Annotated in this window: 18 protein-coding genes and 1 pseudogene; 14 read left to right on the top strand and 5 right to left on the bottom strand. The window is 43.1% G+C overall.

Annotated elements, in window-relative coordinates; all coding sequences use genetic code 11:
• Positions 1 to 9: 9 nt before the first annotated feature.
• Positions 10 to 626: pseudogene (locus CWC22_RS24325) on the bottom strand (2OG-Fe(II) oxygenase).
• A gap of 240 nt (positions 627 to 866) precedes the next feature.
• Here CWC22_RS24325 and CWC22_RS24320 point away from each other — a divergent pair.
• From CWC22_RS24320 to CWC22_RS24280, 9 genes are all read left to right on the top strand, one after another.
• Positions 867 to 1,097, top strand: a complete 231-nt coding sequence (locus tag CWC22_RS24320; RefSeq protein WP_326838539.1) for a DUF1289 domain-containing protein — start codon at positions 867 to 869, stop codon at positions 1,095 to 1,097.
• A gap of 182 nt (positions 1,098 to 1,279) precedes the next feature.
• On the top strand, positions 1,280 to 2,299 hold the full coding sequence (locus CWC22_RS24315; RefSeq protein WP_138539498.1) for a Fic family protein: 1,020 nt from the start codon (positions 1,280 to 1,282) through the stop codon (positions 2,297 to 2,299).
• On the top strand, positions 2,289 to 6,524 hold the full coding sequence (locus CWC22_RS24310; protein ID WP_138539499.1) for an RHS repeat-associated core domain-containing protein: 4,236 nt from the start codon (positions 2,289 to 2,291) through the stop codon (positions 6,522 to 6,524). Before CWC22_RS24315 ends, CWC22_RS24310 begins: the two co-directional genes overlap by 11 nt.
• Positions 6,511 to 6,813, top strand: a complete 303-nt coding sequence (locus CWC22_RS24305) for a hypothetical protein (protein ID WP_138539500.1) — start codon at positions 6,511 to 6,513, stop codon at positions 6,811 to 6,813. The genes CWC22_RS24310 and CWC22_RS24305 overlap by 14 nt, the downstream gene beginning before the upstream one ends.
• Positions 6,814 to 7,462: 649 nt before the next feature.
• Positions 7,463 to 7,888, top strand: coding sequence for a hypothetical protein (locus CWC22_RS24300; protein WP_138539501.1), 426 nt, complete (start codon positions 7,463 to 7,465; stop codon positions 7,886 to 7,888).
• A 460-nt stretch (positions 7,889 to 8,348) separates the two neighbouring features.
• A complete protein-coding gene (locus CWC22_RS24295; protein WP_138539502.1) occupies positions 8,349 to 10,271 on the top strand; it encodes an ATP-dependent DNA helicase in 1,923 nt (640 codons plus the stop codon).
• Complete coding sequence (gene tsaB / locus CWC22_RS24290; protein WP_138539503.1) at positions 10,261 to 10,947, top strand: tRNA (adenosine(37)-N6)-threonylcarbamoyltransferase complex dimerization subunit type 1 TsaB; 687 nt, start codon at positions 10,261 to 10,263, stop codon at positions 10,945 to 10,947. The genes CWC22_RS24295 and tsaB overlap by 11 nt, the downstream gene beginning before the upstream one ends.
• 47 nt (positions 10,948 to 10,994) lie before the next feature.
• Positions 10,995 to 11,282, top strand: coding sequence for a hypothetical protein (locus CWC22_RS24285; protein WP_125556984.1), 288 nt, complete (start codon positions 10,995 to 10,997; stop codon positions 11,280 to 11,282).
• A gap of 162 nt (positions 11,283 to 11,444) precedes the next feature.
• Positions 11,445 to 13,490 (top strand): EAL domain-containing protein, encoded by a 2,046-nt coding sequence (locus CWC22_RS24280; RefSeq protein ID WP_230090680.1) that lies wholly within the window; start codon positions 11,445 to 11,447, stop codon positions 13,488 to 13,490.
• Between the two features lie 42 nt (positions 13,491 to 13,532).
• Here the strand turns inward: CWC22_RS24280 and CWC22_RS24275 are convergent, their stop codons facing one another.
• The gene (locus CWC22_RS24275; RefSeq protein ID WP_138539504.1) at positions 13,533 to 14,834 is read right to left on the bottom strand and encodes an alkaline phosphatase; all 1,302 of its coding nucleotides are present in this window, start codon (positions 14,832 to 14,834) and stop codon (positions 13,533 to 13,535) included.
• A 137-nt stretch (positions 14,835 to 14,971) separates the two neighbouring features.
• Here CWC22_RS24275 and CWC22_RS24270 point away from each other — a divergent pair, with 137 nt between their 5' ends.
• The 3 genes from CWC22_RS24270 to rnd all read left to right on the top strand — a co-directional run bounded on the left by CWC22_RS24270 (position 14,972) and on the right by rnd (position 18,802).
• The gene (locus CWC22_RS24270; protein WP_138539505.1) at positions 14,972 to 15,856 is read left to right on the top strand and encodes an alpha/beta fold hydrolase; all 885 of its coding nucleotides are present in this window, start codon (positions 14,972 to 14,974) and stop codon (positions 15,854 to 15,856) included.
• A 122-nt stretch (positions 15,857 to 15,978) separates the two neighbouring features.
• Entirely contained in the window at positions 15,979 to 17,628 is a 1,650-nt protein-coding gene (fadD, locus tag CWC22_RS24265) for a long-chain-fatty-acid--CoA ligase FadD (protein WP_138539506.1), read from the top strand.
• A 40-nt stretch (positions 17,629 to 17,668) separates the two neighbouring features.
• Positions 17,669 to 18,802: a ribonuclease D gene (rnd, locus tag CWC22_RS24260; protein ID WP_138539507.1), complete on the top strand. Its 1,134-nt coding sequence runs from the start codon at positions 17,669 to 17,671 to the stop codon at positions 18,800 to 18,802.
• 47 nt (positions 18,803 to 18,849) lie between these two features.
• Here the strand turns inward: rnd and minE are convergent, their stop codons facing one another.
• From minE to minC, 3 genes are read right to left on the bottom strand one after another with little or no spacing between them, the layout of a single operon-like run.
• Positions 18,850 to 19,113, bottom strand: a complete 264-nt coding sequence (gene minE, locus CWC22_RS24255; RefSeq protein WP_010381216.1) for a cell division topological specificity factor MinE — start codon at positions 19,111 to 19,113, stop codon at positions 18,850 to 18,852.
• Between the two features lies 1 nt (position 19,114).
• Positions 19,115 to 19,924, bottom strand: coding sequence for a septum site-determining protein MinD (gene minD, locus CWC22_RS24250; RefSeq protein WP_010381217.1), 810 nt, complete (start codon positions 19,922 to 19,924; stop codon positions 19,115 to 19,117).
• Between the two features lie 5 nt (positions 19,925 to 19,929).
• Entirely contained in the window at positions 19,930 to 20,631 is a 702-nt protein-coding gene (gene minC / locus CWC22_RS24245; protein WP_010381220.1) for a septum site-determining protein MinC, read from the bottom strand.
• 143 nt (positions 20,632 to 20,774) lie between these two features.
• Between minC and CWC22_RS24240 the strand changes: the two genes are divergently transcribed.
• Both CWC22_RS24240 and CWC22_RS24235 read left to right on the top strand, forming a co-directional pair.
• Entirely contained in the window at positions 20,775 to 21,056 is a 282-nt protein-coding gene (locus CWC22_RS24240; RefSeq protein ID WP_125556970.1) for a YcgL domain-containing protein, read from the top strand.
• On the top strand, positions 21,049 to 22,068 hold the full coding sequence (locus tag CWC22_RS24235) for a lytic murein transglycosylase (RefSeq protein WP_125556968.1): 1,020 nt from the start codon (positions 21,049 to 21,051) through the stop codon (positions 22,066 to 22,068). The genes CWC22_RS24240 and CWC22_RS24235 overlap by 8 nt, the downstream gene beginning before the upstream one ends.
• Positions 22,069 to 22,096: the final 28 nt, after the last annotated feature.

The raw sequence follows: 22,096 nt of genomic DNA, 5'->3' as shown, positions 1-22,096 counted from the left end.
AGATCGTTTTTATCTTGGAGGGTCAATTTTTCCTGCAAGGGAGGTATTTACCCTAAACCAGCCTGCGACAGAATATCTGTCTCGGCTTGCCGGGAGCACTTCATGGGGAAACTCTTCACTTAGAAACAGCACCAGAGTGCCATGTAATGGGACCACCTTGATCCCCTCAAGGTCATTTTCGTCCCGATAGAGTACCATTTCTCCACCATCATAAGGGCCCCAGCCGGGGTTAAGATAAGTAACCAGTGACAGCACTCGGTTCGTTTCACCTTTAAATGCGTCGTAATGGCGTTTGTAATAACTGCCGCTAGCGTAATGAGCAAAATGATTTTCAAACGAAAACAGTCCCATGAATAGACGACGGTTCAGGAACTGTTGTAGCTGACTGGTCCAGTCCAGCCACTGCTGGCCGGGCTCAGACTCACCTTTTATCCAGCAAATTTCGTCTGTCCGCACAAAGTCATTGTGTAAAAAGTAATCGCCCGGCCTATGCCTGCTTGTTCATATTTCTGGGTACTTATGCTGTGCTGATAGGCCAGTAAATCGTCCACCAGATCGCAAGGTATCGCACCTGGGCGAATACTATAACCCTGGCTTATCAGATCATTGGCTACGAGTGAAAACAATGTTTCATCTGTTGGAGAGTCGTCGTGTTTGGCACGAAGATCGGCTTAAGCGGACAACCTGGTTTCCTATAATGGTCGTAGCAAATTTCAATAGAGTGTCATAAAGCGAAATAGAAGACAGTGTCTTAACTTCAATCGCTCTGGGCTCTTGGCTTGCTGCCTGCTTTGTTGCGCGCATCTTAACGATCTTTTGCTTGCTGGCAAGTAAAAGATCTCTGCCTGAGTATAAAGGGGTATAATATGTCGAAAATAGGGGGAATTGTTATGAGCGTGACTAAAAGGCCAGAGTTGACAGAAAGTGAGACGGAGATCGTTCCGTCACCATGTATTCGTCATTGCTGTCTTGACGATAATGATGTTTGTGTTGGCTGTTATCGCACTTTGAATGAGATTATGACGTGGCAGTCTTGCGATAATGAGCAGAAAAGAGCCGTTTTACGGGCCTGTGAAACAAGAAAACGCGCGAATTAGTATCGTATATTATACTGAGTTTAAATGCTTGAATTATTTGTTGCAAATGTGTTTACCCTATAATATTTGTTAAGGTTTCTTGTTCTTTTCCGGCGGTTTGGTGAAGCTTATCTTGCAATAATTTATATCTTTTCATTAGTTTGGTAAATTTATTCATAAAACAGGAATAAATATGATATAACGTGGTGCTGTATTTTAAGTTTTTTATTTTTTATAAGATGGACTTCATAAAAGGTGATATTTTAACTCGCTTGTTTGTACGTTATTTAGCCGGTGGTTCTAGCTTAAGACAGACAAGAGGGGTGACGAGAGCGCAGATTGCGCTTTTTGAATCACAAGCAGGTTTTCGTAATCAGGCAGTACTTCAGCAAGCTCATTTAAATCGAGCTTTTAATCAGGCAGTTAGTCTTTTTATTAACCAGGGAGTTAGCTTAAGCTCTCTGTGCCGAGTCAATGCTATTTTATTAAACGGTCAACCTGATGACTCAATAAGAAAGGTTGAGTGCAAGGTTTCAGCGCCAAATGGTGAACGCTTATACATCCCCCCATCACCAGACCGTTTACATGATTTAATAAATGAATATGTTAGCGATGTTAAGTGTCAAGAATCTAATTTATTAACTACAATAGTTAATTATTCAAGACTGGTTAATATTCACCCTTTCTACGATGCTAATGGTCGCACGGCGAGAGCCCTGGCTGTTGCTCAGTTGCATAAGGAGCCAGTCCTTCTACTGAGCTTTTTATATCGCCTTTCTGCTGATAAAAATGACTACTTTAACGCGTTACATCAATATGATCTAACCTCAAAGGAGTATGTTGACTGTGATTATTGGACACAGGCACAGACTTGGGCTGAGGCCACAGGCTCACAATGTCTGGATTTAATCGAAACTACAAATAGAAACCTGACCACTCCGTTTATCCTGATGCCGCAGGCGCAATCACACCTTTTAGTCATTCGATTTCTTTGGTTCCACCCTGTGGTTTTCTTACCAAGCCTTGCTAAAAAACTGAACATGAGAGTGGACTATATTCAAAGCGTTATAAAGTCGCTATGTGACAATAATGTATTAGTACCAAGGGCTATGCGATACCCTGAAGGCACAGTCGTCTTCGAATGCCCGCAAATACTCTCTACTTTTGAAAAAATTGATAAATTACTAAAAAACAATCTTCCAAGGAGAATTAATGAAGATTAGTGTCAAAAAGTCAGCGTTATATTTGGCGTTGTTCACGACAAACTTAACACTTACCACACACACCTATATAGATGAAGAGACATCAGAAGATGTTCAAACGCTAGAATGGGGCTGGGGTATAAACTCTGCCAATGCCTATTCGCAGGACGATTGTACCGACTGCTACAGTGGTCCTCCTCCATGTAAAGCAGACGAATGCATGGTAGTAACCCCCGGGGATGATTTCGATGATTACGAGCCCTTGGATATTAACAATTATTTGGATTCAGATCCAAATAACTACTATGATGCCTACACGGGAGACTCGCTTGGTGGAGGTGGCAATTCAGTTAAAGAAGAAAATGAGTGTACGACGGCTGGTAACCCTGTTCGATATCAGGATGGAGCTAAGGTTGAGGAATTTGTTGACTTTATTGGCGGTGGCCTTAACCCAATTTCGATTTCCCGGACGTACGACAGTAGCGCTGCTGTAAATGGTTCTTTCGGATGGTACTGGCGTACAATTCTGGATGTAAAATTGGAAAACTTTAGCGGTCCGGGCCAATATCATAGGCACTATAGCTTTTATAAAGTACTAGACAATGGAAAGAAAGTATATTTTAAAAGCCTAGATGGTGTTAACTATGAGGCCACTGGCGATGTTGAAAAGTACATGAAAGGTGCAACAGTCGTTAAGAAAAGTAACGGCACTTTTGAATTCACATCGAGCAAAGGGGATAAAGAGCTTTATAGTGCTGATGGTAAGCTAATAAAGGTGACTTTAGAAAATGGGGTCAGTCACTCATTTATAAGAACACCTGGTTTGATAAAGATAGAAAGTTCAAATGGTAACTATGTTAAATTGGTAACTAGTGGTGGTAGAGTTGTTAAATTGATCGACCAGTTGGGTCACGAGTATACTTACAACTATTACAAAGAACCGATACTTTCAGATAGCTATTCTTTGAAATCTGTCACTTTCCCAGACGGTAACTCAATTAGTTATACTTATGCTAATTCTTCATATATAAACTCTGAATATAACTATAAAAAACTTACCGGTGTATACTATAATTCAGTTCGCTATTCTTGGTTCGAATACGAAAGTGATGGCAATCGAGCGATTTCGAGCTCACATGCACATGGTATAGACAAGCATACTTTTAAATATGAATCCGGGTTTGGTGGTAAAACAGTCGAAATCACCAACCCGCTGGGTCACAAAGTAAAGTATGGCTTTGAAGGTGGGAAAGAAACAGAGAAACAAAGTCTACCTTCAACTTATTGTCCCGGTATGTCATTGGTTAAAACGTACGATGATAATGGTTATATAAAAACAGTTACCAACGAAAATGGCTATGTAACTGAGTATGGTTATAACGCCGTTGGAGATGTTATTACTAAGGTGGTTGCAAAAGGAACTAAGGAAGAAGCACTTTATAGTTTCATATGGAATGAAAACAGGAAGATTTCATCGGAAGCAGGCCCAGGTTATATTATAAACTACACTTATAATTCAAAAGGAGACATATCCAGAAGGGAGAAAACGGATCACAACTTATCAGTAATACAGTATGTTAACACAACCTACACCTATTATAGCAATAATCAGATTAATACAATTAAGGTAGAGGCCAGTAAACTTGGTGATTCGCCCAGCTTCTACTATTACGATACAAAAGGCAACTTAACCCAAATAATAGAGAAAGGGCTAAGAACGGCTTATTCGTCCTACGATGCACTTGGCAGAGTTGGCAAGATAGCCTACCCAACTGGTTTGGTTGAGACATTTACTTATTATCCGCGAGGTGAAGTCAAAACTAAAGTTACTACGGATGGTCAGTCCCAAGCTAAGATTGAGTATAAATACAATGTGATGCAACAGGTCACACAAGAAAAACACTCAACTGGGCTAGTTATCGATTACACCTACGATCAGGCATTCAGACTAACAAAGATCCAAAAAAATAATGGTGATGTGGTTAGCTTTACGCTTGACAAAATGGGTAACATCCTGTCTCAGCAGTTTTATAAATCATCCAATACCAGCCAAAAGCACAGCCTAGCGTCAGCAACTTATGATGAGCTTGGAAGAAAGCTCACTGAGTCGCTCAATGGTAAATTATTAAGAGAGTACACTTATGATAATGTAGGTAACATATTATCCATAGAAGACGCTCGTGGTAGTATTACCAGCTATACATATGATGGCCTAAATCGAGTTATTGCTGAGTCAGCTCCGGATGGTGGCATTACTGAATATAACTATAACGATGATAAACTTAGTTCTGTCAGAGATGCGCGTTTTAACACAACTATTTATAGCCACAACTCTGATGGTACAGTAAAGAAAATACAAAGCCCCGATACCGGTTCAACACATTTTTATTACTATGATAACGGTATGTTGAAGCAAAAAACGGATGCGAAAGGCAATAAAATATATTATTACTATGACGAACACGGTAGGTTAATCCGCTTAAGCGCTAATGGGAAATTACATCGTTTCAAGTATCGCAATGGTTTATTATCTGAAATTACCGACCCATCTGGTTCTACCTCTTTTGGTTACAATGGTGCCGGTAACCCCACAACCCAAACAAATACGATAAATGGCATAGGCTACAGAACGAGTCATGATTACGACCAGTATGGCAGGCTTTCACAAATTACCTACCCAGGGGGGAACAAGGTTGTCTATGAGTATAACAAAGACAACACAGTAAGTCGTGTGTTAGTCAATACGAATGGTACGAACCGAACGTTGATTTCAAATATCTCTTATAACGCTACTGGTGCAAATACGGGGTTTAACTTCGGTAATGGTCTTAAGAGAACCTTAGCCCGTGACGGCGGCAACAGAATCTCCTCTATCAAAACGTCTGGGGTGCAGGATTTGACATATGCCTATGGCAAATCGGGATTGATTAGCAGTATTACCAACAAACAGAACGCCGATGCTTCGCGCAACCTGGGTTATGATAGTGCAAGTCGATTGACCTCCGAGCAACAAGGCACTAGCGGCATCGGGAGCACTTATAGCTATGATAGAGTCGGCAATCGAAAGAAAGAGTCATCCATGGGCGAAAAGAAAGCTGGTTGGCTGGTGTTGCACGGTCGTGTTTCGACCGTTATTCCGTTTATAAAGCGAGCAGATAAAGGGGATGATGTTCTGACTTACGCATCCAACAGCAACCGTTTGAGTAAAATTGCAGGATCGGAGGGAACATTCTCACTCAGTTACGATAGCAACGGTAACATTATTAATGATGGTAAACGTAGCTATACCTATAACAACTTCAATCGCCTCGTTGGTGTGTCAGGTGGTGTGCAATACAAGTACAATGCTTTGGGCTTACGTGTATCTAAAAAGGTAGACGATACTGAGACCCACTTTATTTACAGTCAGAGTGGGCAGCTAATGGCAGAGGGGACACAAAAGCAATACATTTACTTCAACGGGCAAGTTGTTGCTTATATTAACAATGACCAAGTCTACTATGTACACAACGATCATTTGGGTCGCCCGGAGCTGCTTACGGATGCATCAAAGCAGGTCGTCTGGCAGGCTGAACTTTATGCATTCAACCGCAGTGTGATCCTGGATAGCGTCGGAGGCTTCAATATTGGCTTCCCTGGTCAATACTACGACGCTGAAAAAGACTCGTGGTATAATATTTTCCGGGACTATGATGCTAATTCTGGCAGATATCTTCAGTCTGATCCGATTGGTTTGAAGGGGGGTAGTAACACTTACATTTATGCAGTAAGTAATCCTGTAAGCAATATCGACCCCAATGGGTTATGGGTGCCGCAAGTGATCGGTGCCTTCATAAACCTCGCTTATGAAGGCTATAATCAGCTTAGTTCCCGAGAATTGCATTTAGGTAGATTGGCTGTGGCTGCTGGGACTGGCGCTTTAGGTGGTTTTGGCTCAACTGCAGTTAGGGCTACTCTTGCAGGTGCGCTAGGAGGAGCTATTAATACCTCTTATCAGGAAGCTGATAAGTCTAATAATTCTAAATCGGGATGTCGTGAAAAAATAGATGTTGAAAAGGTGGCGAGGAGTGCTTTACTTGGAGCTGCCGGAGGGTTGGCTGGAAATGTAGCAGGCAATATTGGCAAGAATATTTACAAGGCGCCTAACACAACTATTTTTGATCCATCCGTATCGACACCAGTAAATTATGGGCAACATGGTACTGCAATAGGAGCTGTCATAGGAGGTAATATTGGAAATCAATAACTGGTTCGACTTATTTATCTATACTCTTTTTACGTTAGGTATTGTAGTACTGGTTCTGCCTGCGGGCATTTATTATATACGGCTATCATATATTGCTTTTGCTCGCTATGGGTTTGGGAAGCTTCCAAAGGGCTCTCCAGCTTCAGGAATCGCTGGTAGTGCTTTAGGAATTCTTTTCTTGGGGGTGTTCGCTATTTTAGTGTCACTTTGGTATCTCTTCCTGGATAAAGGTGGCAACTTATTTTACTTCTATAGTGAGGTAGTTGAGTTTTTTCAGGGGGGTACCTGAAAAAGTAAAGTTTAATATATGCACTGAACTCTGATATTTAGAGTTCGTGTTTATAAGATTCCCAAAGGAAATAAACCCCGTTTTCAGGCGGGGTTTATTTTTCTGTTAAAATAGAGCCTTTATAAAAAGGTTGAGAGCATTTTAATTTTATTCTGCTTAAGAAATACGTATCCTAGTTACTGTGTTTAATAGTTTGCTTGTTATTGCATAAAAGTTACTAGTGTGTCGAGCGTGATATAGGCAACACTCCCTGTGTACCAGAGAATGTTGAAAAGGTTCTGATGTACCGCTATGTAAAGCCACACTGACTCGACTAAGCCATACCTATTTGCGCTTACTCTTTATATGCCATAAAACTGCCTCGCCCAGTCATTATCCAGTGCTTTGACGTTGTCTGCCAATTTGTACGTTATAGAAAATGCTCAATTGATTCGACACTTTAATGGTTATCAGCTATGACCTTTAATTTGATATGGTCGAAGTTATAGTGTGCAGTAATTCAGGGGGCCAGGCAAAGGCAACCTCGCAGTTATCTGGCATCGATACTGTTGAACAAAATTATTTTAACAGGCTTTCAAGCATTACAGCGCTGCTTTTTCCTAGAGAATAGCCCGTGATAAAAGAAGTTTAAAGGGAGAAATATCAAATAATGATTGAGCTTTTAAAGATACTTTTCTTGTCTAAGTTTGTGTTGTTAACACCTGAGCCTATTACTATTAATGGTCAGCATAAATTCAACTTAACAGACTCTATTGACGCTTTAAATTACAATGCGAGGCTTAATATTGATGTTACAGCAATGGTTGATGAATTTTTAGGTGGGGATGTAATAGAAAAATTGGATGTTTTGTCTGAAAAGTTTCCTAAAGGCAGTGTTGTTGTTCACCTAATTGAAAGTAGTGCAGGAGATAAGATAACGCTAAGGAGTGTGGGATATTCGACAAGTAAAAATTCAATGGATTTATCATTTAAGTATCCTAAAAATGCTGAATTAGGAAAAAGTTATGACACTATCATTATTGAATCGAATGTCCCGCTAAAAGAAGTTGTAATTGGTTGGGCTAATTCTAAATGAAACTTATAGCGCTTAATATGTTCTTTTACCTGGAACTATATCTCAGTTAAAATTTCGGAATACTTATTACTTAAAGCCAGCAGTAGCTGGCTTTTTTATGTTAAAATCATAAGGTTTATAACCTGAGATACTAAGCTTGCCTAGTGAAATTCTCCTTTCAAGGAATTAGGTCTTGCTCCAACCTATTGTAAAACTTGGCTATCTCACAGGCGAAAAGCCACCTAGGTCATAAAAGTGAATTGGCGCCGTATATTGACAGAACTCAACTATTCTAGGGCTATAGAGCCAGGTACCTCTTTTCTCGGAGTACGTGTAATGTGGTATAACATCACTCCAGGTGCACCAGAGAATACAGAACTTAAAGGATCTGACGGACCACGATACACAACCATGCCTACTTGCGCTTGCCCCTTATCCACCCTAAAATTGCCTCGCCCAGTCATTATGCAGTGCTTTAATTTTGTCTATCACTCAGTACTTTTCAGAAAACGGTCCCCTGGCTCACCATTTTAGCGGTTATCAGCCAAGACAACCTCAAATCGATATGGCCGAAGCCATAGATCAGGTGGTCAAAGAGGGTGGACAGTGTGTGGTGGAAGCGGGTACCGGGACAGGTAAGACATTTGCTTATCTGGTTCCTGCACTTCTGAACGATAAAAAGGTGATCATCTCAACCGGCTCAAAAGCTCTGCAGGAGCAGCTGTATCATAGAGATTTGCCGGAGCTACTTAAAGCGCTTGGCAAAGGCCGTAAGGTTGCTTTGTTAAAGGGTAGAGCGAATTATCTGTGTACTTATCGGCTGAATGAACATGTGGCCCATGTGCCAAGTGACGACCCCGATGTGATGCACCAGCTGGCCATGGTTGCTAAGTTTGCTACTGAAACACAAAGCGGCGACCTCGCAGACTGTGTGGGTATTGAAGAAGACGCCAAAGTACTGCCTTATGTTAACTCGACTGCGGACAACTGCTTAGGTAAGGATTGTCCGGATTTTGCCGACTGTTATATACGTAAAGCCCGATTAAAAGCGACGGAGGCCGATCTGGTTGTGATTAATCACCATTTGTTTTTTGCTGACATGTCGGTGAAAGAATCGGGGTTTGCAGAGTTAATGCCAACCGCAGATACCTATATTTTTGATGAGGCGCATCAGCTTGGTGAAATCGCATCTGATTACTTTGGTGAGTCAATCAGTACTAAACAGCTACAGGCGCTCATTAATGATTTAAGGTTGATTTACCGAAGTGACATTCCGGATATGTTGCAACTGGGCAAAACGCTGAATAAGTTGGAGACCAGTGTAGCCGATCTGCGACTTGTGTTTGGGGGGGAAGGTGCAAGGGGAGACTGGCGAGAAAAGTTGCAGGACAAAGTGATCTGCGATGCGCTGCACAGGGTGATCAGTAATCTGGACTTTTTATATCAGGTGCTTAAGTTGTGCCTCGACCGCTCTGATAAGATAGAACATCCGCTGGAGCGGGTTTTGTCGTTTAAAGGACAACTCGACCGGGCCTTTGATGTTACTCAGTCGGGCTTTAGTTATTGGTTCGAAACCACCCGTCGTTTCCTGACAATTCATATCACGCCGTTGGATGTTTCTAATCGATTTAAAGACATGATGGCTAAAAGCGAAGCGAGCTTTGTGTTTACCTCTGCAACTTTATCGGTGGACAATAGCCTCGCGCACTTTAACGACAGTTTGGGTCTGGCACCAGATCATCAGGCCATTGTCGACAGCCCGTTTGACTATGAATCGCAGGCCATGCTTTGTCTGCCCCGTTATCTGCCTGAAACCAAAGATGAAATGATGCCGCATGCGTTGGTTAAAATCGCAAAGCAAGTGATCAATGCAGCCCAGGGTCGTACGTTTTTGCTTTTTACCAGTTATCGAGTGATGCACTTGGTGTATGAAGGACTGAGTACTGCGACAGAATACCCGGTGTTTATGCAAGGGCAAGCATCAAAGCGGATTATTCTGGAGCAATTTGTCCGCCATGGTAATGCGGTTTTAATGGGCACCGCGTCCTTTTGGGAAGGGGTTGATGTACGTGGTGATACGCTGAGTTGTGTGCTTATAGACAAGCTGCCATTTACTTCGCCGGATGATCCGTTATTGCAGGCTCGGATGAAAGACGCCCAATTGCAGGATAAGGAACCATTTGATGAAATTCAGCTGCCACTGGCTGTCATTGCTTTAAAGCAGGGAGTAGGGCGCCTGATCCGCGATAAGAAAGACAAAGGTGTACTAATTATTTGCGATAATCGTCTGGTTACGCGAAAATACGGTGAAACCTTTATTAAAAGTTTGCCTCCCATGTCACGTACTCGCGATTTGGATAAGGCGTTGTCATTTTTAGAGAATATTGACCAGCATGAAATATAATTTGCTTGCCCTGGATGCTTCAACGGAAGCTCTGAGCCTGGCGTTGTCGTACAACGGCAACCTGTATCGCCACTTTGAAGAGTGCCCTCAGCAACATAGTCAGAAAATATTGCCTTTAGTCGAGCAACTGTTTACTGAAGCAGGTTGTCAGCTTAAAGATCTGGATGGTCTGGTATTTGGCCGTGGACCAGGCAGTTTTACTGGGGTACGTATCGGAGTCGCTGTTGCCCAGGGGTTAGCGTATTCCGGAAACTTGCAACTGGCAGGTGTTTCGACGCTTCAGGCAATGGCACAACAGGCATTTGCGCAAACCCAAGCAAAGCAGGTTTTGGTTGCGATTGACGCGCGTATGGGCGAGGTTTATCTTTGTCATTATACCCGTTCGGATAATAATCAGGCGATTGCCTTGGGTGAAGAAAGAGTGATCAAGCCTGAGCTTATTGACGGCGAATTTGAAGGCGTACTTGCAGTCGGCACTGGCTGGCAGACCTATTCGGATGTCGCTGAAAAGCTCGGGCTCGAAGTACATAACGATATTACGCTGCCGCATGCTGAATATATGTTAGATACCGGCATTGCTCAGTTTGAAGCCGGTAAGGTTGTTAATGCTGCAGACGCTCAGCCCCAGTATGTTAGGGATACTGTGACCTGGAAGAAGTTGCCCGGACGCGAGTAACGGGCTAATCTTATACTGGTGCATTGGGTTTTTGGTGATATAGACTGATGAAAATCAACCAGCTTGTTCAAAATCAGGATACTTATCAACTGAGACAGTCGGTTGTTAAACCTGCTGCGAGTGACACCCAAGCGCCAGTTCAGCAAGCTGCTAAACTCAAATACTCCGATGCGGGTGTCGCACTGGCCCAGCAGTATACTGATGACAAAAGAGATGTCATCTATGATCAACCTAATTTTAAAACCAGTGTTGCTATACAATCCTATAGTGCGATTCAAAACCAAGAACGGCGAAGCGAAGTTCAGTCACTACTTGGAGTCAGCATTTACGCCTGACATTTTACCTAATCGGTTATAATTACTCTTTGTCTTAATAAGCGCCTCCCTGAGCCCCGTCTTTCGGCTTGAATATTTTTCAGCAAAAATTTAGTCAATTCATTTGTTTTAATCTGCTTTTGGAGTAATGTTAAAAGAAAATAACAATTTATGGTCACGCGTTTGCTGAACAGATTTAACCAGTTTGCACTCAAGCTTTCTTCAAATACGGTTGTTTTGTCGTTGCGAGAAGGTTATATCGCGCTCATCCCATTTTTTATTGTTGCATCAGTAATTACTCTTCTAAACCAATGGCTTGGCGACGACCTGAGTAAATTAAAGTATCAAGCGCTTGGTGACTTTAATACGCTGGTATGGGGGATTTTTCCGTTACTTACGCTCATTTCTTTCAGTTACTATCTTTCTAAGAACCTTAAAATACACACCATTGCAGGGCCTGTGTTAGTGCTGGCTTGCTTCACAGCGACGACAGGTTACATTGAGATCAGTCAGGGGGCGCTGAATATAGTGCACCGTAATGGCATGCTATATTCTCTGCTTATGCCGGTCCTGTGTTGTTACCTGCTGGCTTACATTGAGCGGATCCGCTGGCTCAGATTGGTGGGGATCAGCTCGATTAGTTTGTTTTTGCGTAAACACCTGAATTTGATTATTCCCTATATTCTCGTTACCGCGATTATTTTGTTAGTTATCCCGCTATTCGACCATTTTACCGGCCAGCTTCATAGTACCTTAAAGCTTCTTAATCCGACCTGGAGTGTGTTCGAGAAAATTTCGGCACAGCTTATTTTTTCTCACCTACTGTGGTTTATAGGTGTTCATGGAGATAACACATATCACTTATTAGTGTCGGGGGAGTTGACCGATTATCTGGTGTTACCTCAGCTTTCAAGTTACGACTTCTACACCTGCTTCGTCATTATAGGCGGAACGGGGTGTATCTGGGGCCTGATCATCGCGGCTATGCTGCTCAAAAATGCGCGTCACGAGCGGAGTATTGCAATGATAGCATCACCGCTCGCGTTATTTAACATCAGTGAGGTGATGCTCTACGCATTGCCTATTGTCTTTAATCCGTATCTGCTTATCCCATTTTTGCTTAGCCCTTTGTTGAACGCGCTGATCTCCTACGTGTGTATTTCAACTGGCGTTATTGCACTCGCACCGGCAATGGATATTCCCTGGTTTACGCCCGTGTTTATCAGTGGCTGGTTATTGACGCAAAGTATCAGTGGTGTCGTGCTCCAGGTCCTGCTGATCGCGCTTAATGCTGCGTTGTACTATCCATTCTTGAAATTTAACCGTGATCATAATTTGTCTGGTAAGGCGCTGGATGTACTGCTGAAGCGGTTCACGACTGGCAGATTGATAGAGGCGGGAGCAGAAAGTTCGTACACTCGCTCTCAACGCGAAGAGCAGATCAACGTACACAGTCTGAAAGAAGTCACAGATGCGCTAAATCGCGGTGAACTAATGTTATTTTATCAGCCAAAGATCAACCCCTACACAAAAGAAGTTGTTGGTTTTGAGGCTTTATTGAGGTTGAAAGAGACGGATGGACAGGTTCAGGGTCCTTGGTTCTTGGCAACCCTGGAGCAGCATTCGTTATTACATATCATAGATAACTTCGTCATAGACCAGCTAGAAGTAGACCTAGAACAGTTTGCCAGAGCTGGATTCAGGCCCAAAGTCAGTTTTAACATTTCGCCGCAAAATTTGTTAACGGGCGGGTACAAACGGATCGTGAAAGCGTTTGCGGATTACCCGGGTCAGGTTGAGGTGGAATTGCTTGAATCCAGTTACATCGAGGACTTTAATCGCACGGTTGATGTGGTTAATTTACTTCGTGAGCATCGGATTGCCTGTGCTATGGATGATTTTGGTACAGGGTATTCTTGTCTATCAGTGTTATCAAAACTTAATATAGACACCATTAAGCTAGATCGAAGTTTGCTGCCTGAGAGCTATAATTGTAAGTCTGTGTCTCTATATACGAACCTCTCTGAGATGATCGCTAAACTCGGTTTCCGGTTAGTCGCTGAAGGGGTAGAGACAAAAGAAGAGGAAAACCTGGTCAAACAGTCACAGGTAGACTGCGTGCAAGGGTTTTTATATTACAAAGCCATGCCAATAGATGATGCCATGGGGCTGCTAAAGAACCAGGCTATCAGTAACAGACAAGAAACTGCAAACATTTCCGCACCCTGAGTAAGCGGAACGGCTGTGCCGATCCGCTTTGCAGTATACTTGTTATTTCTCTATATAAGAGATTAACTTTTCAGCAATTTGCGTGTTGTTGAGGGAGCCAATGAATGCATCACGTCCTTCACCGTAGGCGAATACTTGCACATCGATTGCGGTGTGCCCTTTGGTTGTCCAGCCTGTGTAGCTGGCATCATTAATGATGTTATTCGCTGCTTTATACAAGGCCTCTTTTGAGTCTTTTTTTGCAGTGATAAGTTTCTTTTTAGTTGCTTCGTCAAAGGGCAAACCGGTCAGCTGCGTCCAGGTCTCGGCCATTTGCTTTGGCTTAGCCTCTGAGAGTACGTTGGTGAGTTCTTTGACGGAGGCCTTCGTTTTTGCGACAACATCAGCCTTCCATTGATACACGCCATTGCTTCCCAGAGTAAGGCCGCCTGTAGAGTGATCAGCAGTGACAACTAATACCGTGTCTGGGTTTTTGTCGATATAGGCTTTAGCGGCAGTGATTGCGCCAGCGAAATCGTCCATCTCTTTCATTGCACAAGCAATATCGTTGGCGTGTCCGCACCAGTCGATTTGACTGCCCTCGATCATTACAAAAAAGCCTTTTCCGTTGTGATTGTGCAACAAATCCAGGGCTTTATTAGTCATTGTAGTCAGTCGCTTAGGCTCCTCACTGTCTATTGCATGAGGAAACGCAACCTCTGCGAATAAACCCAGTGCAGGAAGGCGGCTGAGCGAATCCAGCTCGCTGAACGCGTCTGCATACTGATATCCGGATTCTTTAAATTCAGTGATCAGGTTTCTGTCTTCACGAACAAAGTACTTGGTACCACCACCTAGCAATAAATCGACAGGTAACTTACCTGCGATTTTATTGTCGATGTAATCGTCAGCAATTTCGTCATAGTTGCGTCTTGACTCATTGTGCGCTGCGAAACTCGCTGGGGTGGCGTGGTTTATCTGGGATGTGGCCACAAGTGCTGTTGTCATCCCTCGCTCTTTTGCAATTTCCAGCATTGTTTTTAGCGATTGTTTATGTGTATCTACCGCAATTGCCCCATTGTAGCTTTTTTCTGCTGTACTGAGTGCTGTAGCGCCGGCTGCGCTATCCGTCACTACGGTATCGTCGTCTGGATAGGTATGCGCCATACCCACCAGGATAGAGTCAAATACAGTTGGTTCGACGACTTTGGTCGCTTTATCGTCCTGCATATAACGATAGGCTGTAGTGAAGGCTGGCCCCATGCCATCACCAATCATATAAATGATATTTTTTGGTGCAGCAAATACTGAGTTTGACAAGGTACAGCCCAGAGCAAACGCCAGAGCGCTAATGTTGCGTGTCATAGATGATCCTTAATGTTCCCGTGTTTTTGCTCGTCTTGGCAATGAGTCAACCATTGTCAGAACAGTGATTAGTACTTTGCACGCGAGCTATAATGCGTAGAATATTAATGTAATACGTTCAATAAGAATATGAATTTATGTTGATTACTAATAAAAACAAGATAAAACAAGGGCGAGTGGACGGGTTCGCGTACCAGGAAATGGGAGAGGGAGCGCAAGTTATCCTGATGCTGCATGGCTGGCAGGATAACAGCAACAGCTTTTTACCCCTATTGGATAACTTGCCAAACAGTGCGCTAGAGGCGTTTAAGTTTATTGCATTGGACTTTCCGGGTCATGGTTATTCGGACTGGAGAAGTGCCGATGCGCATTATTATTTTGTAGAATATGTTTATGATGTTTTAGCTTTTCTTCGTGCCAAGCACATAGAGCATTGTCACATCGTCGGGCATTCAATGGGGGCTTTGGTGGGCGGACTGTTCACCAGTCTATATGCTGAAAAAGTAAATACACTGACACTGATAGATGGTATTGGTCTATTATATCAAAGCGATAAGAATGCTAAGCAACAGTTGCTTGACGCCTTTGCTGCAAGGCAGGTAGTTGAACAATTTAATGAAACAACATTGCGTCTGTTTGCTGATAAACAAGCTATCATCAAAGCGCGGCTTAAAGTTAGCGATTTCAATGAAGAAATAGCTGCTATATTAATGGAGCGAAATATAGAAGAGCTTGAGGAGGGCGCACGCTTAACGACGGACCCTAAATTGAAGTTGCCTTCAACGACGCGTTTCTCACGTGCTCAGGCACAGTCGCTGTTGAAAGGTGTTAAAACGTCAACTTTGGCAATTATGGGTACGTCTGGATACGCACAAATGAAGCATAGCTTAGGGCAGTTTTCTGAATGCTTTGAAGCGTTTACATGTATCGAGGTAGCAGGTGGACACCATTGTCACATGGAAAATCCGGAGCAAGTGTTAGAACAGGTTTTAACACATATAAAACATCCCGACGTTTCCTGATTGTATATTTGTGTCAAATGTGGGACTATCTCAGCTTTAGAGTATTTACTCAATTGTTTGTGTACCTTAATTATATTAAGGTAAGACCAATATAAAAAATAACGAGAACACAGGAGCTAAGAGTGGAAAAAATCTGGTTAAAGCGCTACCCCGAAGGGATGCCGGAAACAATCGACCCAGAACACTACAACTCGCTGCTTGAATTATTCGACAAAAGTTTTAGAGAGTTTGCCCAGTTACCAGCATACAGTAACATGGGTAAAACAATGACTTACCAACAAGTTGATGAAGCTACCAAGGCAGTCGCCAGTTATATTCAAAACACCCTTAAATTAGGTAAAGGGGACAAAGTGGCGGTTATGATGCCAAACTTGCTACAAACACCCATCACCATTTTAGGCGTATTGAGAGCTGGTTGTACGGTCGTTAATGTAAACCCCTTGTACACAGTGAGGGAGCTCGAGCATCAGCTTAATGATTCAGAAGCGAAAGCAATCTTCATATTGGCAAACTTTGCACATACACTCGAAAAGGCACTTCCAACGACGGGTGTTAAACACATAGTTGTGACACAAATTGGTGATATGCTTGGTGGCGTCAAGAAGCATTTAGTCAACTTCGTGGTTAAAAAGCTTAAAAAAATGGTGCCAGATTATGACTTGCCTGATGCACAGCCTTTTGCACACGCCATAAGTGCAGACCCCGGGCAATATAAAGTACCTGAGGTGACACTGACAGATCTGGCATTTCTCCAGTACACGGGTGGTACAACAGGGGTTTCCAAAGGCGCAATGCTGACTCATGGCAACATGGTTGCGAATTTGGAGCAGGTTTCTGGCTGCCTTGATAAAGTACTTGATAAAGGCCGTGAAGTAGTTGTTACTGCGTTACCTCTGTATCATATTTTTGCACTTACAGCGAACTGCCTTACCTTTATGAAGTATGGTGGTCACAACCTGCTTATCACTAACCCAAGGGATATGCCTGGCTTTGTTAAAGAGCTATCAAAATATCCCTTTACGGTTATTACTGGCGTAAATACATTGTTCAACGGTTTACTAAACACACCCGGATTTTCAGAGTTGGACTTCTCAACACTGAAAGTGTCTCTTGGTGGTGGAATGGCCGTGCAGCGACCAGTTGCAGAGCGTTGGCAGAAAGTCACAAAAAGTAAACTTATGGAAGGCTATGGCCTGACAGAATGTGCGCCTTTGGTTACAATTTGCCCATGGGATATCGATGGCTATAACGGCTCAATCGGTTTGCCGGCGCCAAGTACAGACCTGAAAATTATTAATGATCAGGGTGAGGAGATGCCGTTGGGAGAGCCTGGAGAGCTTTGTGTTAAAGGGCCTCAGGTTATGGCTGGCTACTATAATCGTCCTGATGCAACAGCTGAATGTTTGCAGGATGGTTGGTTTGCAACTGGTGATATTGCTATTTACGATGAAGAAGGGTTCTTCTATATCGTAGATCGTAAAAAAGATATGATTTTGGTCTCTGGCTTTAATGTGTTCCCTAACGAGATAGAAGAAATCGTTGCGATGCACGAAGGCGTGCTGGAAGTCGCTGCGGTTGGTGTACCGCATGAAGTGAGCGGTGAACAGGTAAAAGTTTTTGTTGTGAGAAAGGATCCATCTTTGACAGAAAAAGATATAATAAGTCATTGTCGCGACAAGCTAACCAATTATAAAGTCCCCAAATTGGTCGAATTCAGAGATGAATTGCCTAAGACCAATGTTGGCAAAATATTGCGTAGGGCATTAAAGTAAAAAGAAACCGGCGAAAGCCGGTTTTTTATAGGGAGTAAATGTGCAGTATCAATTTATCCAACACCAAACTGAGCTTGATGCTTTTACAGCAAAGCTATCAAATAGCAAAGTGCTTGCGATAGACACAGAGTTTATGCGTCGCAGAACTTTGTATCCTGAAATCGCTTTGATACAAGTTTATAACGGGGAGCATCTTGCTCTGATAGATCCATTAAGTGAGCTCGACTTTTCAGGGTTATGGCATTTACTTCGTGATGAGCAGATCGTAAAAGTACTTCACTCTCCCTCTGAAGACATCGAGGTGTTCCAGAAATTTGCTGGGTTTGTACCTGCGCCTTTATTTGATACACAGTTTGCATTGCAGTTGCTCGGAGAGGGTAATTGTGTGGGATTTGCCAATATGGTGAAAGCGATGTTGGATGTTGAACTGGATAAGAGTATGTCCAGAACCGACTGGCTCAAACGTCCTTTACAGGCAAGCCAGCTTGAGTATGCTGCGGCGGATGTATTTTATCTGTTACCCTGCTATGAGAGCCTTTGTCAAAAGGTTGCAGAGAAAGGTCTGTCAGATATCGTGATCTCCGAATCCCACTTGATCGCTCAAAAGCGCGCTTTCAGAACACCGGATGATTATCTTTACCTGAATGTGAAAAATGTCTGGCAACTCAAACCCCGTGATTTGGCTGTATTACGTGAGCTTGCGAGTTGGAGACAAAACAAGGCTGAGAAGAAAAATCTGGCACTTAATTTTGTATTGAAAGAACAAAACATGGTTGAAATAGCAAAACGTCGACCAGGTTCATTGAATAGCCTACGCAATGTTCCAGGAGTGGAACAAATGGAAGTAAATCGTTCTGGCAAAGAAATTCTAGCGTGCATTGAAGCTGGTAAAGCAGTAGCGGAGGCTGAGTTGCCAAAACGGGTTCAGAGATTGATTGATTACCCTGGTTACAAAGGGGCGGCAAAGGAAATTAAACAATCGATAGCGGAAGTGGCTAAACAGCAGGGGATCCCGCTGGATGTGTTTGCATCTAAAAAGCAAATTAATCAGGTAATAGGGTGGAACTGGAAACTAGATGATGCGCAGAGAAATAAATTTATGAAGCCAGATTTGTTTTTGGGCTGGCGTCATAGTCAGTTAAAAGACGCACTTTCTAAATGGCAGGTTGAATAGCTTTAAGATACAAAAACGCCGCACATCGTGCGGCGTTTTTTTGGTTGTTACTTCTGTTCGTCATCCGGAAGCGTTACATTAAGCTCTAATACGGCCAAATCGTCTTCGTTTTGCTCAAACTGCACATTGACTGCATCGGAGTCAACTTTGACATACTTACGGATCACCTCGAGTATGTCCTGCTTTAACTGAGGCAGATAATCGGGGGTGCCACGCTTGGAGCGTTCATGGGCAACGATTATTTGTAGCCGCTCTTTAGCCAGCGAAGCGCTGGACTTTTTCTCGGATCGAAAATAATCAAGTAAAGACACATTAACCTCCAAAAATCCGCTTTAGCAGTCCTTTCTTTTCAACATTCAAAAATCTGAAGTCGATGATTTCACCTAACAAGCGATTAATCGCATCGCTATATGCCTGACCTGCATCAGATTCTGTATCAAGGATCACAGGTTGTCCCGAGTTAGACGCATTTAACACAGCTTTGGATTCTGGGATCACGCCGAGTAAGTCTATTGCCAGGATTTCCTGAACATCTTCGACGGACAGCATGTCGCCGCTTTCTACACGCTCTGGATTATAACGCGTAAGCAGCAGATGTTCCTTTACGGGCTCCAGACCATCTTCTGCGCGCTTTGATTTGCTTTGCAAAATTCCCAGAATACGGTCAGAGTCACGAACGGAAGAAACTTCCGGGTTGGTTGTTACGATTGCTTCGTCGGCAAAGTAGAGTGCCATCATTGCACCAGCTTCGATGCCAGCGGGTGAGTCGCAGATAATGAAATCAAAGTCTTCTGACATTTCTTTCAAAACACGTTCAACGCCTTCTTTTGTCAGCGCATCTTTATCGCGCGTTTGTGAGGCAGGTAAAATATAGAGTTTTTCAACGCGTTTATCTTTAATCAGTGCCTGATTAAGGTTTGCTTCACCATTAATGACGTTGACAAAATCATAAACGACACGGCGTTCGCAGCCCATGATGAGATCTAAGTTACGCAGGCCAATATCAAAGTCGATAATGGCTGTTTTGTATCCTTTAAGCGCAAGACCGGTGCCGATCGCTGCACTTGACGTGGTTTTACCTACACCACCTTTACCTGAAGTTACGACAATAATCTTTGCCATCTGAATTATCCTTTGACCAATGCTGTTAATTCTAATGATTCGTTATTTTGTGAAATCTGGCAGGCCTTGCCCCAGTGCTCACCCTGAAGAGAGTCACTGATCCAATAACTGCCGCCCACCGAAACAAGCTCTGCTTCAAGTTTCTGACAGTAGATACTCGCCTCATGATTTCCTTGCGCACCAGCGATAGCACGCCCTCTGAGCGTGCCATAGATGTGAATATTGCCATCGGCAATGACCTCTGCACCATGGCTGACTGCGCCTAGTACAATAAGGTCCCGGTCCTTCGCGTAAATTTGTTGCCCGGAGCGCACAGTGCCGTTAATGACCTGGGCTCCAAGATAAACTTCTTTTTCAACAATTTGTGTGTCTTGGCTATCTTGGGTAACAGGCTTAACATCTTTAGTATAGTTTAGTACAGACAAGCCAATTTCTTTGGCTTCGGCATTGTGTTGTTCTGTACCATTACAAATACCAACCGGGTTTAATGCTAACGCTGCAAGAATACGTTTTAAATCGCTGAGTACAATGCTCTGTTCCTGGACGTCAGCAAGATTGATTACGATAGGTGCTCCTTTAAAAAATTTTGGAGCCTGGGAAATTTTATCACTCAGTTGTTGTTTTACATTACCAAGGTCGGCATCGAAGAGGTGTAAAACTGAGAGAGTAAACAGGTTTCCCTTCAATTCAAAAGACTGTGTAGACATAAGCGCTCAATACCAGTGCGATCTCTGATTAATATTGTTCTGACCCCGTACTCTGTACGTTTGAGAGTCGCAAAACTTTCCAAATATTATATAGGTCATGGTATAGTGCTGCTCTCAGATTAGCAAGATTTTATAGGGTTATAATGCTAGCCGCAGTATATAAAAGTAGTAAAAAAGCCGATACCTATCTTTTTATTGAAAAACGAGACGATTTTAGCAAAGTCCCTGACCCTTTAATGGCTACTTTTGGTACGCCAATATTTGTAATCATTGTGGATTTAGCAAAACGCAAGAAACTCGGTACTGCTGATTTAAGTAACGTTAAGCAGAAATTAATCGATGATGGGTTTTATTTGCAGCTGCCGCCTCCACAAGAGAATCTTCTGGACGAATTAAAAAGACAAAACGGAGTAAAAAGTGACTAAAACACTATCCGCATTATTAGTATCTTTATGTCTGGCATCGCAAACTGTTAAAGCGGATGATCAGGCGCGTTTCGACAGTTATGTAGAAGTTTTAAAGGCTGAAGCGCTTGAGCGCGGTTATAAACCCGCTCTTATAGAAAAGGCGTTCAGCACAGTCAAATTCAAAAAGAAAGTCATCAAACAAGATAAGAACCAGCCTGAAATCGTTGAGACGCTGGAAACTTATCTGCCAAAACGTGTACCGGACTGGAAGGTTCAGCGTGCACGTAAGCTGTATAAAGAGAATAAAGAGCTGCTCGATAAGATCAGCAAAGACTTTGGCGTGCAGGGGCGCTTTATCGTTGCACTGTGGGGACTTGAAAGTAGCTTTGGCCGGGTTCAGGGCGGCTATCCGGTGATTAGCTCACTGGTGACATTGGCATTTGATGGTCGCCGGGAAGCCCTCTATAAACGACAGCTATGGGCTGCATTGGACATTCTTAAAGATGGCCATGTGAATGTCGACAATTTCAAAGGTTCCTGGGCTGGTGCAATGGGTCAATCCCAGTTTATGCCCACCTCCTTCAATTCTTATGCTGTTGATTACAACAAAGATGGCAAGAAAGATATCTGGACCAGCAAAGAAGATGCCCTGGCATCTATTGCCAATTATCTGAAGAGTGTTGGTTGGAATGACAGTCTGACCTGGGGCCGTCAGGTAAAGTTGCCGGAGGATTTCCCCAGCCAGTATGTCCTGAAGCGCGGTTCAAAAAATCACAAGCAGTGGCTTGAGTTTTGGCGAGATTCTGAACGCTCACTACAAGAGTGGCAAAGTCTGGGCGTCAGACGTGCTGATGGTACAGATTTGCCAAAAGTGAATATTAGTGCGGCTTTGGTGATGCCTGATGACATGAACGGCCGTATGTATCTGGCTTACAATAACTACAAAGCGCTGATGAACTGGAATCGCAGCTATTATTTTGCCACCAGTGTCGGGTATTTGTCTGACCGCATTGGCTATCCGAAAATTTAGTTTTCAACTAAACGAAGCAAATAAAAAA

Origin of the sequence: Pseudoalteromonas rubra, assembly GCF_005886805.2 — a bacterium.
In the GTDB taxonomy this organism is placed as follows: Bacteria; Pseudomonadota; Gammaproteobacteria; order Enterobacterales; family Alteromonadaceae; genus Pseudoalteromonas; species Pseudoalteromonas rubra_D.
The sequence above is the reverse complement of the archived record's forward strand: the minus strand, read 5'-3'. Positions and strand labels throughout refer to the sequence as shown.